The sequence below is a fragment of the Sulfurimonas sp. genome, from assembly GCF_019429335.1.
Lineage (GTDB): Bacteria > Campylobacterota > Campylobacteria > Campylobacterales > Sulfurimonadaceae > Sulfurimonas.
The window spans coordinates 96,119-115,246 of the sequence record NZ_JAHYJB010000001.1 but is presented as its reverse complement, the minus strand read 5'-3'; the positions used below and the strand labels follow the sequence as shown (position 1 = coordinate 115,246).

Sequence of the window (19,128 nt, the reverse complement as noted above, 5' to 3'; positions counted from 1 at the left end):
TTTTTTAAAAGAAAACGAAGGAAGCAAATGCTAAAAAATATTGCGATAGGCATAATATCTTCTACACTTCTGATAGCTGCCCCTCATGATAGACCAAAAGCTAGCACGGCAGAGCGTGGTACACAGTTTTATGAATTTGAAGACACAAACTCAACCAAACAGCCCCAAAATCAAAACAAATCTTCTACAAACGGAATTAATTCAAGTGTGAAAACGGCGGATGTGGCAGGTGTTTTAAAAGAACTTCTTGAAGTTGCAAAAGAGCAAAGAGATATACAGCAGAAGATATTGGACGTTTTAAATGGGGAGTTTAACCCTACTCCGCAAAAAGTAGTTATTAACGGAAAGGAATGTGTTGCCAATTCTAGCGCAGACTGTTTCGTCATGCCCTTAACTAAAGATGCTCAAAAAATCCCCGTTATTAAAAATCTTCTTGTAAATCCAAGTCCCGAAACAGCAAGGGATTATCTGCAATGGCAAGCAAAATATCTAAATTCCGGTCCATTTAAGATAGGACGCTCATTTGAATACGCAATGAACACCTACGGAAATGAAGCGTATCCAATCAATTTGTCTCGCCCTGATGCTAATTCCAACACAAATCTACTATCTAAAAAAAGAGAGAAAGCCAGAACCATTTTATTAAATGAGATGTACAAGGATAAATCTTTGGCATTGTATATATTTTTACAAGCTGATGCATTAGATTATTTTTCAATCAGAGAGCTTTCAGAAATAGTAAGAAATACTGAACCAAAAACTTCACTCTCTTTCGTGTTTAAATCTGAAAAAGATAAAAAAGATTTTTTTGAAGCAACAAAAGGGAATCCTCTTATAGAAGGTGGATTTAATGGCGTGTCATCAATAGTTAATAGCGATTCGTTTGATGTAAATAATATTCATATGACACCGACTTATGTAGCAGCTTACAAAGAAAATGATATCTTAAAAGAAGAAAACCTAAAGAAACAGGCAGTTGCAATCGGAAGAGTCTCAAAAGATTCTTTAAATGAAAAAATATATGAATGGTTAGAGCAAGAAGAGTTTGTAAAAAGAGGTGCTCTAAGTGACTATAAAATTTGGAACATAGAGGAATAAAATGATTACAAATAAAAAAATATTGGCACCTATCAGTCTGTCTCTGTCTCTTATATTGATTACACCATCTGTTATGCAAGCAGCAAACCTAGATGATTTTGTATTAAGCACAAGCACATCAGCGGGAAGTTGGTCTGATCCGCTTGGCGGCGGTACTTATATCTATGGCGGAGATTTTAAGTTTAAACTGAAAAACAGTGTGTCCAATGCCCCCATTTTTCAATACAAACTTCCTTCGGCAAAAAGAGGCTGTAGTGGAATTTCGATAGAGGGGGGCTTTTTATCTTATCTTGGCTTAAGCAATCTGCAAGAGATGCTTAGTAACGCGGGTTCAAGTTTAGTAATGGGCATATTCTTGGGAATTGAGTTTTCACTTCCTGCTGTTGGCGCTGTGTTCGCAAAAATCAGGGCTTGGGCAAACGCTCTTCAAGGATTATTGCAAAATGGATGCAATATCGGAAAAGCAATCGCTGGAGCAAATGGGCTTTCAGAGGCTTTTCATAGTAGTACTTTAAGTGATGCTATAGAGGGACCTTTTAAAGCGATGAATACATACATTTCGGATGGGAATAGCGGACTTGAATGGCTTCAGGAGCTCGCAAATTGTAACGGTAATGAAGACGACCCGAATTGCAAATTAAAAGATTCGGCAAATAAAGCGCTAGGCAAAGAGATAGAGGAAAAGAAGAAAAAAAACAAAGATGTAGCAGCTTCTGCGAGTTCTGTCTCAGCCAACGTAATGCTAACACATGCATCTTCATCAGCGAGTCAAGACATAGCTCTTATCACAAGCCTAAGTTCTCTTTATAGTGGCACTGCCGGGAATGGATGTTCGGGGTTTACTATGGTGCAGCCAAGCAGTGAAATTAAGCTTTTTGAATCCTTAAAATATATATTTTTCGGAGACATAGGAACAAATGATGAAACAATACAAAGTTTTGAAAGTAAAATTGACAATGAAAGCTGTCGCATTAAGTATGATGTTATATCTGCCGACATAGCACAGGCAGTGACAACAGGAAATGATTCCATTTTCCCAACACCTGAATATGCAAAGATAGAGCCTGTTATCTCGGATCCAAAAGATGCAGCACAAATGCTAGTGTTTGGTGGAAGTAAAATTAATGAAAAATATTCACAAGTTACCGGCAATACGATATCTGTTCCTGATAGAAAAATGGTTTATTTAGATATTGCAAACGGAAGAGATGAAAATGGCAATCCGTTAAGTAAAATGCGCACTGTTTTGCTTTCCGAAAAGAAAGAAATATTTCCTGCTGATAATATCGTTTGGAACGGTGCTTTTCTTGAAAGTTTGAAGAACATCAGAGATGGCGTTCAGGCACAAACGAATTTCACTGCAAGCGGTATAAATTATGATGAATATGATACCTCTAGTGTTACGACTAGCAATCTGCCGCTTTTGGTTTCCGGTATTCAAAAATATATAAACGTAATTGTTTTGCTTGAAAAAAGGGCGGGACAATCAACCCCTTTTACAGAAATGCTTAAAGTAAATCTTGCAAAAACAAATGCAATACTTTATTCAAGAGAGCTTATTGGTGGAATGGAGTCCAGAGTTCTTTCTTTAGTGGATGGAACCAAAGGAGAGGTTACTGCCGTGAATGATTTTTCGAAACAGATAAGAACTATTTCAAGCGAGATAAGAAAGCTGCTTAAAGAGATGGAAGAGGAAATTGGAAGAACCGGCTTTATGGAAGAGTTTGAGAAGATTGAAAGAGAACAAAGAATTGAAAGCGTAAAGACAAACAGATGATAAAAAAAACAATATTTACAATAGGAAGTTTACTGTTGTTAAGCACTACTTTGTTTGCAAGCTTTAATTCTTTGAATAATGATGTTTTGACAAATAATAGTTCTGTGACTCAAAAAGAACTCAACACGAAAAAAGACTTTGATAAAATGATTACAGATTTGAAACAAGGGGCATCTCTTGGCGATGTGAACTCTCTTTTTTATCTAGGATTTATATATTTTGAAGGAGTTGAGCTCAAAGATGGCACAAAAACCAAAACGGATAAAGAACAAGCAAAGGAATTGCTAAATAAAGCAATTTCTTTGGGTTCAAAAGAAGCCGCTGCTTTTCTTATGGCAAAAAGCCTTGAACTAAAAGATGTTGAAATGATGACAAAAACGACAAAATCCATTCAGGCTTCCTCAGTGCCGACGATGGAAAAAGATTATTTCTCGATGATGCTCGCAAGCTTTATACTTGATTATAATGTTTCATCCGCAAATTCCATAGAGGTTGCAGCAAAGTGGCTTTATGAGGCAGAAAAAAAGCGCCCTACTCCAAAAATGCAACTTATCTTAGCTTTTATGTATCAAAAGTTACAGAACATGGACGCTGCAAACTTTTATTTAAACAAGAGTTGCACTCATGAGGAAATGAAAGAAACTTGTGAACAAATCAAAAAGCTAGGAAGTCAAGATGAACAAAGCTGCCAAAAGTTTTAGTTTTTCTTTGCTTTTAGCTTCCATGCTTCAAGCTGAATGCTTAGTTGATTATTCGGTAATGTATCTTATAGCGAAAAATGAGATGCACGAAAAAAGAGATATAGGATATCCTTATTTAATATCTTTTAATAATCCGAATGACTCTAAAAAAGCAAAAGAAAAAATATCAGACTTGAATTGGCTAGATGGCAGAACCGTAGACTGCAAAGGTATCGATATCTGTGAAAACACTCTTGCTTCAATTAATTTGCTTGATATTTATAATTTAGACTTAGGAGCATATCAGATAAATCAAAAATGGTATTTTTTTAAAGATAAAAATGAATACTTTAATTTAGAAAAAAGTTATAATAATGCTTGTAGAATTGTTTATGGGCATTACGAAGAGACAGGCACTTGGGATTGGAAAACGATTGCAAGATATCACTCTAAGACACCAGAGCACAACAAACAATATGCTGAGCGACTAAAGGCATCATATATAAAAATAAAAGGAGATCAATCTTGAAGAAAATTTTAAAAGGCACAGTGTTGTTAGCAGGAGCAATGTTCATAAATGGATGTAGTGGCTTAGAGGTAAAACCACAAATTGAAAAAGAAACAATAAGGACGACAAAAGAGGTTTTAATACCTCATGACGACAATATAAAAAAAGCCGTTGCAATTCTTATTAAAAAAACTAAGGATTTAGGAACAGAAGTGTCAAGCAATAGTGATAACGCTGCTCGGATAAATGACAAACTCGAATCAGTCACGCAAGATATAGCGGAACAAAAAAAACAGTCATTGAATATGACTAAAAAAATTGATGATCTAGAAAAAGAGATTAAAAAAGCTGAAGCTCTTCAAGCGCCTTGCTCTTGCGCAGAATCAAACAATGTAAGAACTAAGAACGTTGAGAACACTCCTTCCGAGTATGATGCGATTATAAAAGATTTTGCATACGAGGGTGACTTAAAATGATACTTAAAAAATTATCCGTACTATTGATAACATTTGCCTTTTGTGAGGCATCGGATTCACTTATTTACAATCAAGATGCGGTCGCTAATAATATTGAGATAAAGAGAGCTCTTGGTAAAACAATTTTAAATCAACAAGAGATGAAGGCAAATAATGATTATATACTTTCAGAAATCAAAAAAATGCAAAAGGAAATTAATAAGCTAGAAAAACAAATAAATCCTCAAGTTGCTAACGACATATTGAAACCACTATCAACGTCAGGCAAGAACAGTATAGTGAATTCTGCAATAACTAGATTTCCATATACAAATATAAGAGAGAAACCAAGTACAAACTCCAAGGTTCAACGAATCGTAAGAAAAAATACTATTCTTGAAATTGGAAGTTGTGCTACCAATGAAGAACATGAAGGTTGGTGTAAATTATCAAACACGAAGTCCTCTTACATTAGAGATTATACGCTCTCTTTTGGGCAACAGAAATAAAGTTGCGTGATTAACGCAACTTTTGAAATAAAGGAAAAAAATGAATTTATTAAAAACAGTAACAACACTTTCTCTTCTCGCTTGTGTGGCGCTTTCAGCTAACACGGAACTCGAAAAAATTAAAAAACTAAAGATGTTTGCTAGTCCAAATATAAAAATCGTGGGTATGCAGGAAAATAAAAGTACTTATCAAATTAAAGCTATCGTAAATAATCGAGGGCAAAATAGTTCATTCGAAGCTTTTATAACTAAAGACCTTGAAGAGATTATTATTGGCAAAGGTTTTGATGCTAAAACACAAACACAATTAAAAGTATCTATTGATATGAAAGAGCACTTAAGCAAAGCCGCATATAGCGTAGGCGATGGAAAGGAAGAGTATCTGCTCTTTACCGACCCTGAGTGCCCTTATTGTCAAAAACTAGAGAAGTTATTACCTTCTTTGGCAAAGCATGCAAAATTTCATGTATTTTTATATCCACTTAGTTTTCATAAAAATGCAAAACAGATGAGCTATCATATTCTTAGTCAAAACAGCTTAGGTAAAAAGCAAGAGGCAATGCATCAAATAGCAAATGGTTCTGATAATTATAAAACAAGTAAGTTCTCTGTTAAAGAAATGGCGGATTTGGATAAACAGCTTCAAGAACAAATGCAGGTAGCTTCGCTTCTAGGTGTAAGTGGAACACCCGCTGTATTTAACACTGATGGGCAAGACGTTCAGTGGGTAAGTCTTTTACAAAAATACAACATTCAAGAGGCTATAGATATGCAAGGCATAGATTTTTTAAAGAAAAATAACCTACAAATTGAATTAAGCTCTGCTAATCCACAAAAACCTCTTCATATTTTTGTGTTACCGGATGGCGAAAAAAACTTAAAGCAATTGGATGAGACTATTGAAAAGCTTAAAAAGACAAATTCATTATATCTGTACTTGATTTCAAAAGCAGAAAGTAAAAAGTCTATTGATGTGACTAAGGCGATTTATCATCAAAAAGACAATAAAGAGAGAGTTGCGTTAATCACGCAACTCTTAAAAAACCAACTTCCAGATGAGAAAATATTGCAAGAATCAAGCAAGATGAGTAAAGATGATGAAACAAAATATCTTCCTGTGTATTACATTATGCAGAAAATGAAGATTAAACCAGATGTTGAATTTATAACAATTGATGAAAACGGAAATATTATTGAAAATTAATATCGAAGCATGAAGATAAAATTCTTTTTTATGAAGGTTGAAAAAATATGACAAAAAAATTTATAGCCGACGCAATACGGGAATCAAATGTTTTAGTCTATTATCAACCCATCATCGATAATAAAACAAGCTTAATTCATAAGTATGAAGCTCTTGCTAGACTACAGTATTCAAATAAAATTCTTTTGCCTGATTATTTTTTCCCATACTCAAAAAAAATAGGTTTCTATAATATTATCGCAAAAAAAATACTAATGAAAATTTTCTCAGATTTAAGATTTTTTTCAAAAATGCATGTATCTATCAATATAGGCATGGAAGAGATGCTTGACCTAGAATACATTCGCCTGTTTATGAGCGAATTAAAGACTATTGATAAGGCGAGCCGTGTGACAGTTGAGATGGTTGAGCATGAAAAAATTGATTTTAGTAGAGTAATATTTTTTTTACAAGCATTAAAAGAAGCAGGAGTTAAGATTTCTTTGGATGATTTCGGAAGCGGTTATGCAAACTTTTCTTCTCTTTCCAAAATTAATTTTGATTATATAAAAATTGATGGAAGTATTATTTGCAATTTATTTCACAAAAGCAACATAGCAATTGTTAAGTTTATTACAGAATACTCAAAAGATAATAAGATAAAAACAATTGCAGAATATGTTGAAAATATTGATCTTCACAAAAAAGTTTCAAGAATGGATATTGATTATTCACAAGGTTTTTATGTTGGGGAACCAGAGCCAATGATGAAAGATATAAATAGGAAAAATATTATTTTATGAAATAATACAATAAGTATATTTTAAGTTAATAAAAATTAAACTTAAGATAAAATATCAATAACTGCGGCATTGAGGAGAAAATTAAAAAATGAGAAATCACATGAAGATAAGACAGTTACTAATCTGTATATTAATTATAAGTGAGACAACGGCAAGCGATATCTCTATTGTAGATGCCTACTTTAAGCAACATAAAGCTGGAAAAGCTCCTCAGGAGAATAGAAATTTTCTTCAAGATGAGTGTTTTATAAAAGCAAATGAATTTATATATAACACACAAAAGCAAAAAGATATTGAAATAAACGAAGGAGATCCGCATCAAAAAACAGAGCAGAAAAAAACAACTGTTAAATATCCTGATTACGAGAGTGCACTTAATGCTCTTTATGAATGCGTAAATCAATCGGAAAATCCAATTGCGGCATGGGAGGGTTTGTATATTATTAATACTTTTACCGCAGGCGCACTGGCTTCTAAAAGAATAAACGAATATACAAAATTTAGTAAAGTTTTGTATGAAGATCAGAGTTGCGATGGTTTTATCAACTATGGAGATATTTTTGGAAAAGGAATAGGAATAAAACCTGACTACGGCAGAGCTCTTGCTATATATGAGCAAGGCTCGGAAGTATGCGATGTGGGCTGGTATAAAACAGTACTGCAAATGCGAATTAACAACACAAAAAACAAATAAAATGATTAAAGTTGCATTTTTCGCTTCACTTGTTTTGAGTTCCATTTTTGCCCTAGAAGATCTAGGTACTTATGGCGCTACACATTCAATCAAAGAAGAGAATTTTATAAATAAAGTCGAAAAACATGCCAAAGATTTAAATACATCGTTAATTCAGGATCAGTTTTATTTAAGTCAAAAAGAATTTTTAAATATAAAAAAATTACTTCCTACGTGTACTGAGAGTAAAAAAAGATTTTTTACTCCAACCTTTATAGTTCCTGCTGATATTGTTTTGCCAAATGGAAAAGTTATCGCAAGAGCCGGAGAAGTTATGAATACGCTTGATGTGATGAAGAAAAATAACATTGTCATAAACAAGTATATGATGTTCATTGACGCAGAAGATCCTATTCAAGTGCAGCTTTCATATAGATATAAAAATCAAGGTTTTACATATATTACAAATGGTTCTATCGAAGAGTACGAGAAAATCACAACAACAAAGGCTTTTAAAGCAGACTTTTTGACAATAGGGAAATTTGACGCAAAGTGCGTTCCGTCAATTATTATTCAAGATGGAAATCAAATGGCTGTTTATGAATACAAACCAGATGATTTAGTAGAGTCTGCCACAAAGGATTCTGAATGAAAAAAATATTTATTTCAATATTAATACTCTCTACACTATCTTTCGCAGGTGCCGTAAGACCCGCATATAATCCATTCACAACGATAGATTGGGAATTTTTTGGAGATACATTTGAGTGGAAAACAAAACTATGCAGTTGTCAGCTTGGAGACACTGGATTGCAAAAAGCAGGTTTTGAGCTCTCTTTTTATGAGCCGATTGCGCTGATAGACGTAACGGCAACTCCTTGGAATTTTCCATCAATCGGTTTGAGTTTATCAAACAGTTTAGGAAGAAAACAAGGAACTACTAGAAGCTCTAAGAGTGGTGCGACTGCTTTTAGGTATACGCACTTTATAATTTATCCAATTTTTTCTATAATCAATCTCGCAACAGACTTTGTATGCTTTGAGCGATTATCTGCTTTAACTTTTGGATATATGGCGGAAATCAATCCTGCTCACAACAATGACACTATTGCTTCTTTCTTGAACCCTCATAAATTATTGTTTGCCCTTGCATCTCCCTCTTGTGTTTTAGACTGTGCAGCTTCAACGACGCATGAGTCTATGAACTCTTTATATTTTTGCGCAGGATGTTGGGAACCTTTGAGTACAAATACGGGGTGGACTTCCGGCGATCAACCTGTAACAGAGGCTGGAACACTAGCAACTAGGCTTCTTGACAACATGCATGCTACTTTTGCTCTTACAAAAACTTCAAATGCTTCTTTTAGTTCAACTACCTCTAATGCAATTTTGAAAAATTCCATGTGTAAAGAGACCTATTTTCCACTTGTTTTGAAAACTCAATATAGATTACAACTGGCATACCCCGTAAATTGGGATGCGAAACGAATAGGTGCGATGCGAGTCGATTGGGCTGATTATAAGCTTGGAAAAGACAAATCGGAAGACTTGGTTTTTTGGGTATGGAGAAAAAGAGATCAATGCGCTGGGGCATATGATTGTATGAGTACATTTTCAGGGGTACGATGATGCTTAAAGTTTTGATTGCTTTACTCTTCTTAAATTGCTCAATTTTATTTGCTGATTTCAATTCTTTTATTCAAGATATGAAGCAGCAGGTAAAGAGCTATACGGATATTAATACATCCAAGAAAACAAAAAATGATTTTTTACAAAAAATGGATTTTTCAAGCAACTTGACTGAAATAACCCAACAGCACGAGGAAGTGCTTGATGATTTAAAATATAAAAGTGATAAGGCGATATTAAAATCTCTGCCATGGATAAGTCAAAATATGCTCGACGGCGAATACGACAAAGAGATTCAAAAGGCGGTTGATGCAATAAATAAAAACAACTCACAAAACAATGAAAAAGTAGACACAATATTTTACCTCTTCTCTATGTCTCAAGATGCAACAAATTTATTTAATTTTGTCTCAGATGCTTCAAGCCTTGAAACTGTCGAAAAAGAGATTAAATATTATGGCGTTGTGCAAGGCATTCTAAACAATAAAGAGCTTGAATCTCTTTATAAGCCCTTTAAGTTCGATGAGGAACTTGGTACAAAAGCTATAATCAAGATGCATCCGCTTATTTTTAAAGATTTAGAACTTAACCGAGTACCTGCATATCTGTTTTCAAAATGCTCTTCCGGCGAATTTCAATATAAAAAATGTGAAAATAAATATTTAGTCAGAGGCGATATCCCATTACATGCTGCACTTGAAATTATTATCAGAGAGGATAAGTATTATGAAAAATTCATCAACGTGCTTGAAGGACGGGAGTAGTAGATGTGGCAAAAAACTTTTTTAACCTATTTATTTGTTTTTATAAATATTTTATACGCAGACCAAAACATAACAAACGATATATCTAGCACAAGAGTAACACACAATCTTCCGTCTACATCCGTAGTGGACCCAAACGAGTCTAATTGGAACATTAAAAATTGGGATGAAACGCTTAAGGGTTCAACAAATGGAGCGGTCGGAAACACAATGCTATTTATGAATGATAGCCCATTCCTGAAAAGAGGCATGACATCCGATACGTCAAAACTTACCGTAGAATCTTTTAATTCTGATGCCAATGCATCCGAAGCAGCTTCTGGATATACAGACAACTATAACTCCCAAGTCAAGTCTAACGTGGTATCTAATGCAACATATCAACCAAATCAAACACCTGATCAAAACACATTAAGATGTTTTACTGCAAGAGACCTCCCGTTTAGGTATCGATGTGAAGAGACAAACCTAGTGTATGGAGGTTCTACTGTTGCGCAAGTTGCTAATGGCGAAGTATTGAATATGGACGGAATGTCTGGTAAGGAGGCATTAAATCTTTGTCGTGAAAATTGCAAAAGAGAAGTTGACTGTTTGGAAGTTGAAAACAATCCTGCAAATAGCGTTGTTTTTGAAGACAAAATTTTTAATTTTGATTCTAGTATTACACATACTGAACAATACACACAATTAGACAGCACCAAGAAAATAAAATATCTAAACTTTGAGTTAAATGTGAGTTCAATCAGCAATATAGATAATAGTGATATAGAGAGTCCTAGAATTTACATGGATATCTCATATATAAATATAAAAAATCAAAATATTTTTTTAGTAAAAGATGTCTGGATAGAATTACTCAGAGGGAAAGAACAAATATATGTGGGAGAGGCTATTAATGAATTAACTTTTAGTTTTAAATCTCTTGATAACAATACAACATCAAATATGAAGCTAACAAGCGTGTTAATTGATTACGAAGATGGTTCCAAGTATATTTGTGCAGGACTTCAAGATGTAGCAATGCTTAGAGGCTCTGAAGAATTTGGCGACAGATGCCCCAGCGGAACAATTACAGGGTTTAATGGGTTTGAGATATGCTCAGAGGGCGTTTATGCAGGAGACAATCCTGATGGAACTTATTCAGACCGAAAAAAATGTAAAAGCACTTGCAATATTCCAAAAAAATGTAATGTCGAGTTCGGTTCATTTGATGCAACAATATTTGAACAGTTTAGAGAAGGAAGAATTGGAAGAATTACGAGTGACGGTGAGTATACATCTGCTGATATGAATGCAATAGTCGCAGATGTTGATTGTACAAATGCTAGACTAACTAAGGAAAGAGTTTTGAACGAGATTGTTTTTGATGCAAAAAACACACCTTTTCAAACTGTACTCAATGGTTCATTGGTACCAAATACCGACAGACCGAGAATATCTTCTGCTACAAATCTAAGTTATGAAATACAAAAAAGGGAAGAGTGGAAAGATAGTGCTTATGAAAATATGCTTCATTCTGGAACATATTCATCTAGTGTTGTTGGGTTAGGAGAAGAAACTCCTTCACGCTTCGCATATTATATTAATCTTGCTAACGGTGCGGCATATGGAAACATTACGGCAACATCTAGGCGTGAAATGGTTTGGAGGCTAAAACCAAATGCGCTTTTTTATAATGACGGAAATAACTACAAGCTCTATTCTGTTGTAAAAGTCGATATTGAAAAATATTATTACACTTTTACCGGGAATCAAATGGTTAGAGATCAAGTATGGTACATTAAAACATCTATTACTGATTCATTTAAACCTTTTATGAGAGCAAAAGATTATGCTACTGCATCTGTGGCAGATATTGGGAATGGGAAAATTAATCCAGTGTTAAATTATAATAATGCAACCACATTTAATCTTGAGACATTTAACGGAAATACGTGGATAGAGTTATCTGCATCCGGACTTGCTCCTTCTTTTGCAACAGAAGCTTTTGCCCCCGATAAATATTGGTATGAGTACAAGATATTTGATTCATTAGGGGAAATGCATTATGCACTACCCGGAATTATTAGAAGAAAAGAGTCTGCCGCTGGCGGGTATAATACAAATTATTATATAGGAGAGTTTGATGGCACCGGAGAAGGTGTGGCTTCATTTCAAATATATACTATGTTGTCACCAACAAACTTAACATACACAGATTTAATTAATCAAATAAATGCAATAGATAATAGCAATCCAAAAACCAATCAAGTTAATAACTATGGAGCTAAAATATATGAGATGGTAAACGGGCACAGTTATGATAAATTTATCAAGGGCGATAATGTTGAAACAAATAATGATATAGAAATTTTTCAATATGGACCAGCTAATAATAATAGTTTAAAAGTCAGGATAAAACCAAGAGCGGCTGATATAGGTAAAAACGGATTTATCTATATTTTTATGTACTAAAAGGATATGCAATGTTAAAAAAATCAATCTTTCTTTTTTTATTTTTTGTGTCGATAATACATTCATATACAATTCAGCAGTTGAATAATCCAACCTCCACAGTGTTTGATATAACGAAAGATCCAACTACCATAGAATCCTCTATTCCTATGATTATGATAGAAGTGAAAAAAATAACGGTAGAGATTGATAAGATATTGGCGGTGTACCCAAGAGACACTATCATACATCAATGTAAATCAGATTCTTACAGTAATATATATTGCCCCGAAGCCCTAGCCCCTGCTGACACCTATTGGGATTATAGTGATGCGTATAGTGTGGCGAAGACGGGAACTGTTGTTGATTATACGGCGAAGGTAAGTTATGTAGCAACAGAATATACTCCTCCTCCCACATATACGCTCCTATTGCGGCACATTGTTTATAGTGAAGACGGCATGGATGATGAAATTGGAGATTGGTACATAGGGAGTGTGTGGAAAGCAGGTCGAACTTCTAAAAAAGTATATAGCAGAAGTTGTAGATGCTATGTGACGCAATACACATATACATATAAAAGAATGTTATCGGACAGACAATTCCAAATTAAGAATTCTGATGGAACTTGGAGTGACATCCCGCCCGTAATAAAAAGTGATAATGTGATTACGAAAATTGCATATTGGAGTACCAGCAACAGAAACGGTAGCTGGAGTTCCACTACTCAGGGAAAAGTAATTAAAAATCAAGGAGCATCTACTTACTTATGCCCTAGTGGCGGAACTCTCTCAGGAACTACATGTACAACCTGCCCCACAGGCTACACCGATAACGGCACGAACTGTAAAAAGACAGTAAGTTACACATACTACAACTATCTATGCTCTACAGGAACGGTTATTGACGATGGCGGAGACTGCTTAAAAACAGATCCAAATCTTACACTTGATAATACATCTACTTTAGATGATCCTTGTAACGGCGAAACACCGCCAGATGATAACTGTAAAGCACTTAAATATACATGTAATTCTGATGTAAGAGAGCCTGCTTGGGTTGACAATCAATGGCAATGCAGTCCATATTTGTGTGATGCAAATCAAGAGTGCGGAATTGCACAATGCACAAATGGAGTGGCGCAACCAGGTGGGGTAGATTTTGATAATTCTCCTCTGATTGGAGTGGATTTATCTCAGATTTGTAATGACACTATCTGTGATGCCGCTGTTTTTGAAAAACTTGGAAGGTGTGGAGGAGAGTCTAGGTGTCCTACATCTTTTGGAGTTTATGAAGAAAATGGTAACTGCTATCAAGATGTATGCCCTCCAGAAGCAACTCAAAAAGATATAGGCGGTGGAGAAGTCACATGCCTTCAGCTTCAATGTCCTGATGGATATGTTGAAAATAGAGATGGGGCATGCGATGTTGAGTAGAGTTTATCTTTATATTAGTGTTTTTACACAATTCCTTTTTTATTTGCCGGGGACTTTCTTACATGAAGCAGCGCATTGGATAGTTGCAAAATTAACCTTTTCGCATACTCCGACAAAAGCAATCATCGAGGATGAAGATGAAAACGGTAATAAAATTCACAAAACCGTTTCAGGATTTACCATAATTCCGAAAATTAAAAAGGATCAGGTTGTTTACGGGCATGTTCTATCAATTCCAAAATTTGATATAGCTCTCGTTTTTATATCAGCAGCACCTCTGGTTTGGATTGTGGCTTTATATTATATTCTCTCACATTATGGATATATATCATTGGGCTTTGAAAATGGAAATATATATTTTAGTGCGGATTATTCTAGTTTTTTTTCACTAAGCAACTGGCTCTTAATATACATTGCTCTACAGTTAATTTGGGCAAGCACACTCTCTTCTCAAGATATAAAAATGTTTTTTAAAGGGGTGTTTTCCCCTTCATCTTTTATTTTACTTTCATTTATTCTTTTGATATGTGAGTTAAGATGTAATACAAAAATAATCAACTATCTCCCCATAGGATTTATGAAATGAAAAAAAATATAATTTTTAATTTATTATTTATTTTTACCTTTGCGCTAAGTGCTAATGATGGTGTAGAGTCAGTTGAAAGAGATTCTGCGTATTTTTTAAACTCCAAAGTTACATCAAATACGGCAGAGCCGACAGCATTGCAATATTATGAGTTTAAAGAGAATCTTCCTAATGAAATTTCAATCGATATTTATAAAAACAAAGACATGTCTGCCTTGGAAGGGAAAAAGATATTTGTAGGATATGGATCTATTGATCCCACGGGGGAAGATTGCAAAGTCTTTACTCCTGATGTCACAGGACAAGAGAACAATATATCAGTATGTCTGCCTTGGTGGAGAGTTGAAAGAGAATATGCTATCGAGAAAGATACGGGTGTTCAAGGAGATGATTTTAGAGCTTTTATTGCCACTATGCAAAGACCTAGACCTCCGAAAAACGTATCTGTTTGTAATGCTTGGCAGTCTTCAGCTCAACTCCCTAGCGGAAAAGTAACCTGCACAACATATTATGACAAAACAATCAGCGACGAGTGCTTTAATAATCCTATTCAAGCACAATGCAAAAAAAACAACTGCGGAACTTGGGTTGAAGAAAATTGTGAACGAAGCGGCAGGTCAATTGGATATGAAGTTGAATCGCTTTATAACGTAGAAATATCTTCAGCAACACCACAAACATACGAGAGCAAGGTTGATTTAGTCACAGAACAGTTTGTTTGTCCCGGAGGAAGCTTTACTAATTTTGCTAATTGTATCGATGAAGTTACAGTTGCTATGCATCCTTATGAATGTAAACCTGATGATCCAAGCACTCCACTGGATGATAGCATTATGAAGTATTGTGATGAGAATCAGCCCGTTAGAGATATTACTACCGGCAACATTGTCGGTTTTGTTGGTACATGCCCAGTGGAAGCATCAAACAACGGGCAAGCATTTGAAGTCACATGCAGGGTTGATAGTTTCAGACAAACTAGAAATGTTTGTACCGAGCAAGGAGCAACGATTACAAACACGACAACAGATATAATCGACCAATCTTATGACTTGCATTATACAGTTCATGATGCAAATGTTCTATCCGGTGCCGTTGATGTCTATGCCACAAGAGAAGATTGTGTTAGGTCAAACACGATAGAGGAAAGTAGAGAAGATGTAACATATATTATGGCAAAAGGATCTGGTTATCTTGATGATGATATTTATCTAACTGTACATCATGCGGATGACACTCATAGCGTTGTCTATTGCAATCAACAGCACAACGCAAATCAAGGGAGTAAATTGAATTTTGCTGAAATGGGAGGGGTTGTACAGTGTATACCAAATAGTGGGCATTATAGCTTTAACCAACAAGTAACTATTAACGAAGGAGATATAGTTTCGGTTCAGCAGGCAAGCGAATTCGAAGATAGTGGGTTAAATGGATTTGAAGGTTCTTTTAGTGCGAGAAATCATTATATCTCTTCCAAAGTTGTTATTGATAATATAGAGGCAACCCCATCCGTCTACAAAGAAGACTTCCCATATTATCCAAAATATAGCGAAACATACTTGAAACTATGGGACAATACCCTCGGTTCTCTAGCGATAATGTTTCCATACGTGGGCTATTACAAGCTTTATTTTTATAACAATGATGGAGAGTTGGTTGCACAACAAGATATTGCAGGTAGCGATTTTGATTTATTAACAAACAGTATTAGTTTTAAGCAATTGTTTTTAGCCGATCAATTTGAAACTGCACCAGAATTAAACGCAAACAACGAAGACTCTTTATGCCTTCAAGATAACTTTGTTGATTATGGTGGAGGTGTTTATGGGAATAAAGGTTCTAAAACCGGAGAATATTGCCAAGCGCAGGCAAGTGGCACTTACTCAAAATCAAAAGCAATTAAAAGAGTTATTATAAAAGACATGCTTACCAGTACTTATACAGTCATTCCTCTTGTCTATCCGCTTGGATATCCAAACCGTGTGTTTATTTCAAAATTAAAACTCTATGAGAATAGAGAGTATTTTTGTTATGAAGAGCCTGTTATTTCCGCACCATACTAACAAGGGGAAAATTGATGAAAACAGCCATAAAGTTATTAATATTTTTAACATTGACATTGAACTTAAACGCACAATACATATGTTCAACCGATCAGGCATTTCAAGATTGGCTTATGCAAGAAGAGGTTGATGTTAATGATGATACGGTTTTAACAAAATATGCAGATATAACATCCTGCAAAAGTGCATGCCGTACAACTGAAGTTTGCACAAACAGTGCTGTGGGAGGCTTTACATGCCCTTTGTACGAAGCAAACACTGATTTAGGAGGAGATGTAGATCTTAATGTTTTTTCAAATCAAAGTACCTGTAACACGAAATGTTACTTACAAAAAAACTGTATTCCATGGACGGACAATCCAGATTGTACGCCCGTCTCTTTTGATAAATCAAATCCTGTTTCTGATTGGACTGGTAAAACAGTTTTTACTAGATATAACATCTCTTGGGATTGCAAAAGCACAGAGACTCTCTTTGGAGGATGTTTGGCATATGAGATACAAATAATAGATGACGATACAACATTTGATTTGAGTCAAATTGGATGGGAGAGTAAAGAGTTTAATGGTCATGAGGAGGCAATGGCGGCGGTTGCAGGAATGGAGCAATTTCAGCACATCTGGAGTGGCTGGGATGGTATGTGTGAAGATGGGATTCAGTTCGATAGTTCGTTCTTGTCAGATCCGATGACACTGCTTTCCTTTGCTAGTATGGCTTATACAGGGGCGTTGTCTGGGGCTTATGGTCAAGCGGCAACAGACATGGCAGCTAATGCTACAAATACTGTATTATCAAATTTTGATGCAGCAGCAGCTAGCATTTCTGGAGCCGCTACATCGGCTTCTAATGCGGTAAGCAACGCTGTTTCTGGTGTCGGCGATGCGGTTTCAAACGCAACGGATGCAGTAGGGTTTTCTTCTCAATCTGCCGGACAACTCGTAAGCGATAGTGCCGAAGCTGTTGATACAGCGACAGAGGTTGGGCAGGCTGCGACCGTAGCATATAACGCAACTGAAACAGTATTAAATAGCGAATGGGCAAATATTCAAAATTTTCTCGATACAGAACTTATCGGTGCAACTAGTTATACAACCGCTGTAACATACGGAAGTGCAACAATGGATATCGCTGCTGTTGCTATGGCTGCTTTTAGTAAACCGACTGAAGATGATTTTCAAATCGCAGATGAATATATGCAAGCTCAACTTGGTGCCACAGATGCATCTATTGCAGCAGTGAATTATGCGCAATGTATGGCGGCGGTAGGTCTTAGTTTTCCAAATATGATGGGGCACGCAATAGATAGTGATGGAGCAATGTCTACGGAGCTAAGGGAGCCTTGGAAAAATATAATAACAATGTCTGATAATCAACTTGCATATTTAATGAACGCAACCAGCGAAGCTTTTGTTAGAGCGACCTATATTCAAATAAGTCATAATGGAGATATCGGAAATTATATAGCAATTACATCACTTGGGTATCAACAAGCAGGGCAAGTAATCTGCGGTAACGGTCGTATCGCCTTAGCAATCAATGTTAACAGCCAAATTGCAAACGATAACAGCGGCATAAATGTGGAAGCCATGGCAACTGCTGTACTAAATCAAGCGTTAACATATTTACCACCACCATACAATTTAATGGCAAGTATTGCGTTAAAAATATTTACAGCCATTTCAGATGGAGATGCTTGTCACGACGAAGATATAGCAATGAAATGGGGAATACAACAATATAAAACACAAAAAGCACTCGCTTTTAATCAATGCCACTATACTGATTCGGAGTGTGCTGCTAAGTGGTTTTGGGGTTCATGTATGAGAGATAAGCATTATTACTGTTGCTACGATCAAGAAATGACTAGAATATTTGTCGAAGGAACAAAGGCTCAAATTCCAAGGGGGTGGCGAAGAAACGTATGCTCTGATATAGAGTTAGGAGATCTAAAAAACATCTCTTTTAGAAAATGTCTCAATAACGAAGAACCTGCTAAAGACAAATGTTTTCCTGCTGACAAATGGGAAGAGTTGAATTTAGCGATAATGAAACAAACTACAAAAGGCTTTGATGCACAGTCATTAACAGATATGGCTATAGACTCGATGCCTGTTGGTGATGATCCATGGGGACCAAGAGTTGGAGATTAAAGAAGATGGAAAAAAATTTAAGAGAGATAGGCAGAAGCATACAAAAGGGTGAATATTCTTCTGCCCTCGTTCGCATAAGCAGTGTTTATAGCTCGTTTTATTATAGAAAGGTAGAGCTTTCGAGAATGAATCCAAGAAAAAGTTTTGGTCAAATTGCAAACACAGACTGCCCAAAAGTAAAAGAGTGGCTTAACTTGTTCTATGCTTTTGATAATAGGTGTGAAAATATGATTAAATGCATTGAAAATATTGCAAAAGATGAGAATAGGTTCAAAAGCATAGAGGGTGATGATATTTTTAAAAAAATGATGAGCTATAGAAATCATTGTAAAATGTTTGCAGACAAAAAGAACTTTGAGAAAATAGATATGGATTGATAGAAGG

Annotated in this window: 18 protein-coding genes; all 18 read left to right on the top strand. The window is 35.4% G+C overall.

Annotated features, from left to right (window positions below):
* Nucleotides 1–27: 27 nt before the first annotated feature.
* The 18 genes from K0A91_RS00640 to K0A91_RS00555 all read left to right on the top strand — a co-directional run bounded on the left by K0A91_RS00640 (nt 28) and on the right by K0A91_RS00555 (nt 19,121).
* Nucleotides 28–1,098: a hypothetical protein gene (locus tag K0A91_RS00640; RefSeq protein WP_295007116.1), complete on the top strand. Its 1,071-nt coding sequence runs from the start codon at nt 28–30 to the stop codon at nt 1,096–1,098.
* Nucleotide 1,099: 1 nt separating this feature from the next.
* Complete coding sequence (locus K0A91_RS00635) at nt 1,100–2,875, top strand: conjugal transfer protein TraH (RefSeq protein WP_295007114.1); 1,776 nt, start codon at nt 1,100–1,102, stop codon at nt 2,873–2,875.
* A complete protein-coding gene (locus tag K0A91_RS00630) occupies nt 2,872–3,576 on the top strand; it encodes a hypothetical protein (protein ID WP_295007112.1) in 705 nt (234 codons plus the stop codon). Before K0A91_RS00635 ends, K0A91_RS00630 begins: the two co-directional genes overlap by 4 nt.
* Entirely contained in the window at nt 3,551–4,084 is a 534-nt protein-coding gene (locus K0A91_RS00625; protein ID WP_295007110.1) for a hypothetical protein, read from the top strand. Before K0A91_RS00630 ends, K0A91_RS00625 begins: the two co-directional genes overlap by 26 nt.
* Nucleotides 4,081–4,539 (top strand): hypothetical protein, encoded by a 459-nt coding sequence (locus tag K0A91_RS00620; protein ID WP_295007109.1) that lies wholly within the window; start codon nt 4,081–4,083, stop codon nt 4,537–4,539. Before K0A91_RS00625 ends, K0A91_RS00620 begins: the two co-directional genes overlap by 4 nt.
* The gene (locus K0A91_RS00615) at nt 4,536–5,027 is read left to right on the top strand and encodes an SH3 domain-containing protein (protein WP_295007107.1); all 492 of its coding nucleotides are present in this window, start codon (nt 4,536–4,538) and stop codon (nt 5,025–5,027) included. Before K0A91_RS00620 ends, K0A91_RS00615 begins: the two co-directional genes overlap by 4 nt.
* Nucleotides 5,028–5,067: 40 nt before the next feature.
* Entirely contained in the window at nt 5,068–6,231 is a 1,164-nt protein-coding gene (locus K0A91_RS00610) for a thioredoxin fold domain-containing protein (protein WP_295007105.1), read from the top strand.
* Nucleotides 6,232–6,278: 47 nt separating this feature from the next.
* A complete protein-coding gene (locus K0A91_RS00605) occupies nt 6,279–7,013 on the top strand; it encodes an EAL domain-containing protein (protein WP_295007103.1) in 735 nt (244 codons plus the stop codon).
* Nucleotides 7,014–7,101: 88 nt separating this feature from the next.
* Nucleotides 7,102–7,707: a hypothetical protein gene (locus K0A91_RS00600; RefSeq protein WP_295007101.1), complete on the top strand. Its 606-nt coding sequence runs from the start codon at nt 7,102–7,104 to the stop codon at nt 7,705–7,707.
* 1 nt (nt 7,708) lies between these two features.
* Nucleotides 7,709–8,338: a hypothetical protein gene (locus K0A91_RS00595; RefSeq protein WP_295007099.1), complete on the top strand. Its 630-nt coding sequence runs from the start codon at nt 7,709–7,711 to the stop codon at nt 8,336–8,338.
* Entirely contained in the window at nt 8,335–9,315 is a 981-nt protein-coding gene (locus K0A91_RS00590) for a TraU family protein (protein WP_295007097.1), read from the top strand. Before K0A91_RS00595 ends, K0A91_RS00590 begins: the two co-directional genes overlap by 4 nt.
* Nucleotides 9,312–10,079: a TrbC family F-type conjugative pilus assembly protein gene (locus K0A91_RS00585; RefSeq protein WP_295007096.1), complete on the top strand. Its 768-nt coding sequence runs from the start codon at nt 9,312–9,314 to the stop codon at nt 10,077–10,079. The genes K0A91_RS00590 and K0A91_RS00585 overlap by 4 nt, the downstream gene beginning before the upstream one ends.
* A gap of 3 nt (nt 10,080–10,082) precedes the next feature.
* Nucleotides 10,083–12,533: a hypothetical protein gene (locus K0A91_RS00580; protein WP_295007094.1), complete on the top strand. Its 2,451-nt coding sequence runs from the start codon at nt 10,083–10,085 to the stop codon at nt 12,531–12,533.
* Nucleotides 12,534–12,634: 101 nt separating this feature from the next.
* On the top strand, nt 12,635–13,948 hold the full coding sequence (locus K0A91_RS00575; protein WP_295007092.1) for a hypothetical protein: 1,314 nt from the start codon (nt 12,635–12,637) through the stop codon (nt 13,946–13,948).
* Nucleotides 13,938–14,534: a hypothetical protein gene (locus tag K0A91_RS00570; RefSeq protein WP_295007091.1), complete on the top strand. Its 597-nt coding sequence runs from the start codon at nt 13,938–13,940 to the stop codon at nt 14,532–14,534. The genes K0A91_RS00575 and K0A91_RS00570 overlap by 11 nt, the downstream gene beginning before the upstream one ends.
* Nucleotides 14,531–16,594, top strand: coding sequence for a hypothetical protein (locus K0A91_RS00565; protein ID WP_295007089.1), 2,064 nt, complete (start codon nt 14,531–14,533; stop codon nt 16,592–16,594). Before K0A91_RS00570 ends, K0A91_RS00565 begins: the two co-directional genes overlap by 4 nt.
* 14 nt (nt 16,595–16,608) lie before the next feature.
* A complete protein-coding gene (gene traN / locus K0A91_RS00560) occupies nt 16,609–18,744 on the top strand; it encodes a conjugal transfer protein TraN (RefSeq protein WP_295007087.1) in 2,136 nt (711 codons plus the stop codon).
* Between the two features lie 5 nt (nt 18,745–18,749).
* Nucleotides 18,750–19,121 (top strand): hypothetical protein, encoded by a 372-nt coding sequence (locus K0A91_RS00555; RefSeq protein ID WP_295007085.1) that lies wholly within the window; start codon nt 18,750–18,752, stop codon nt 19,119–19,121.
* Nucleotides 19,122–19,128: the final 7 nt, after the last annotated feature.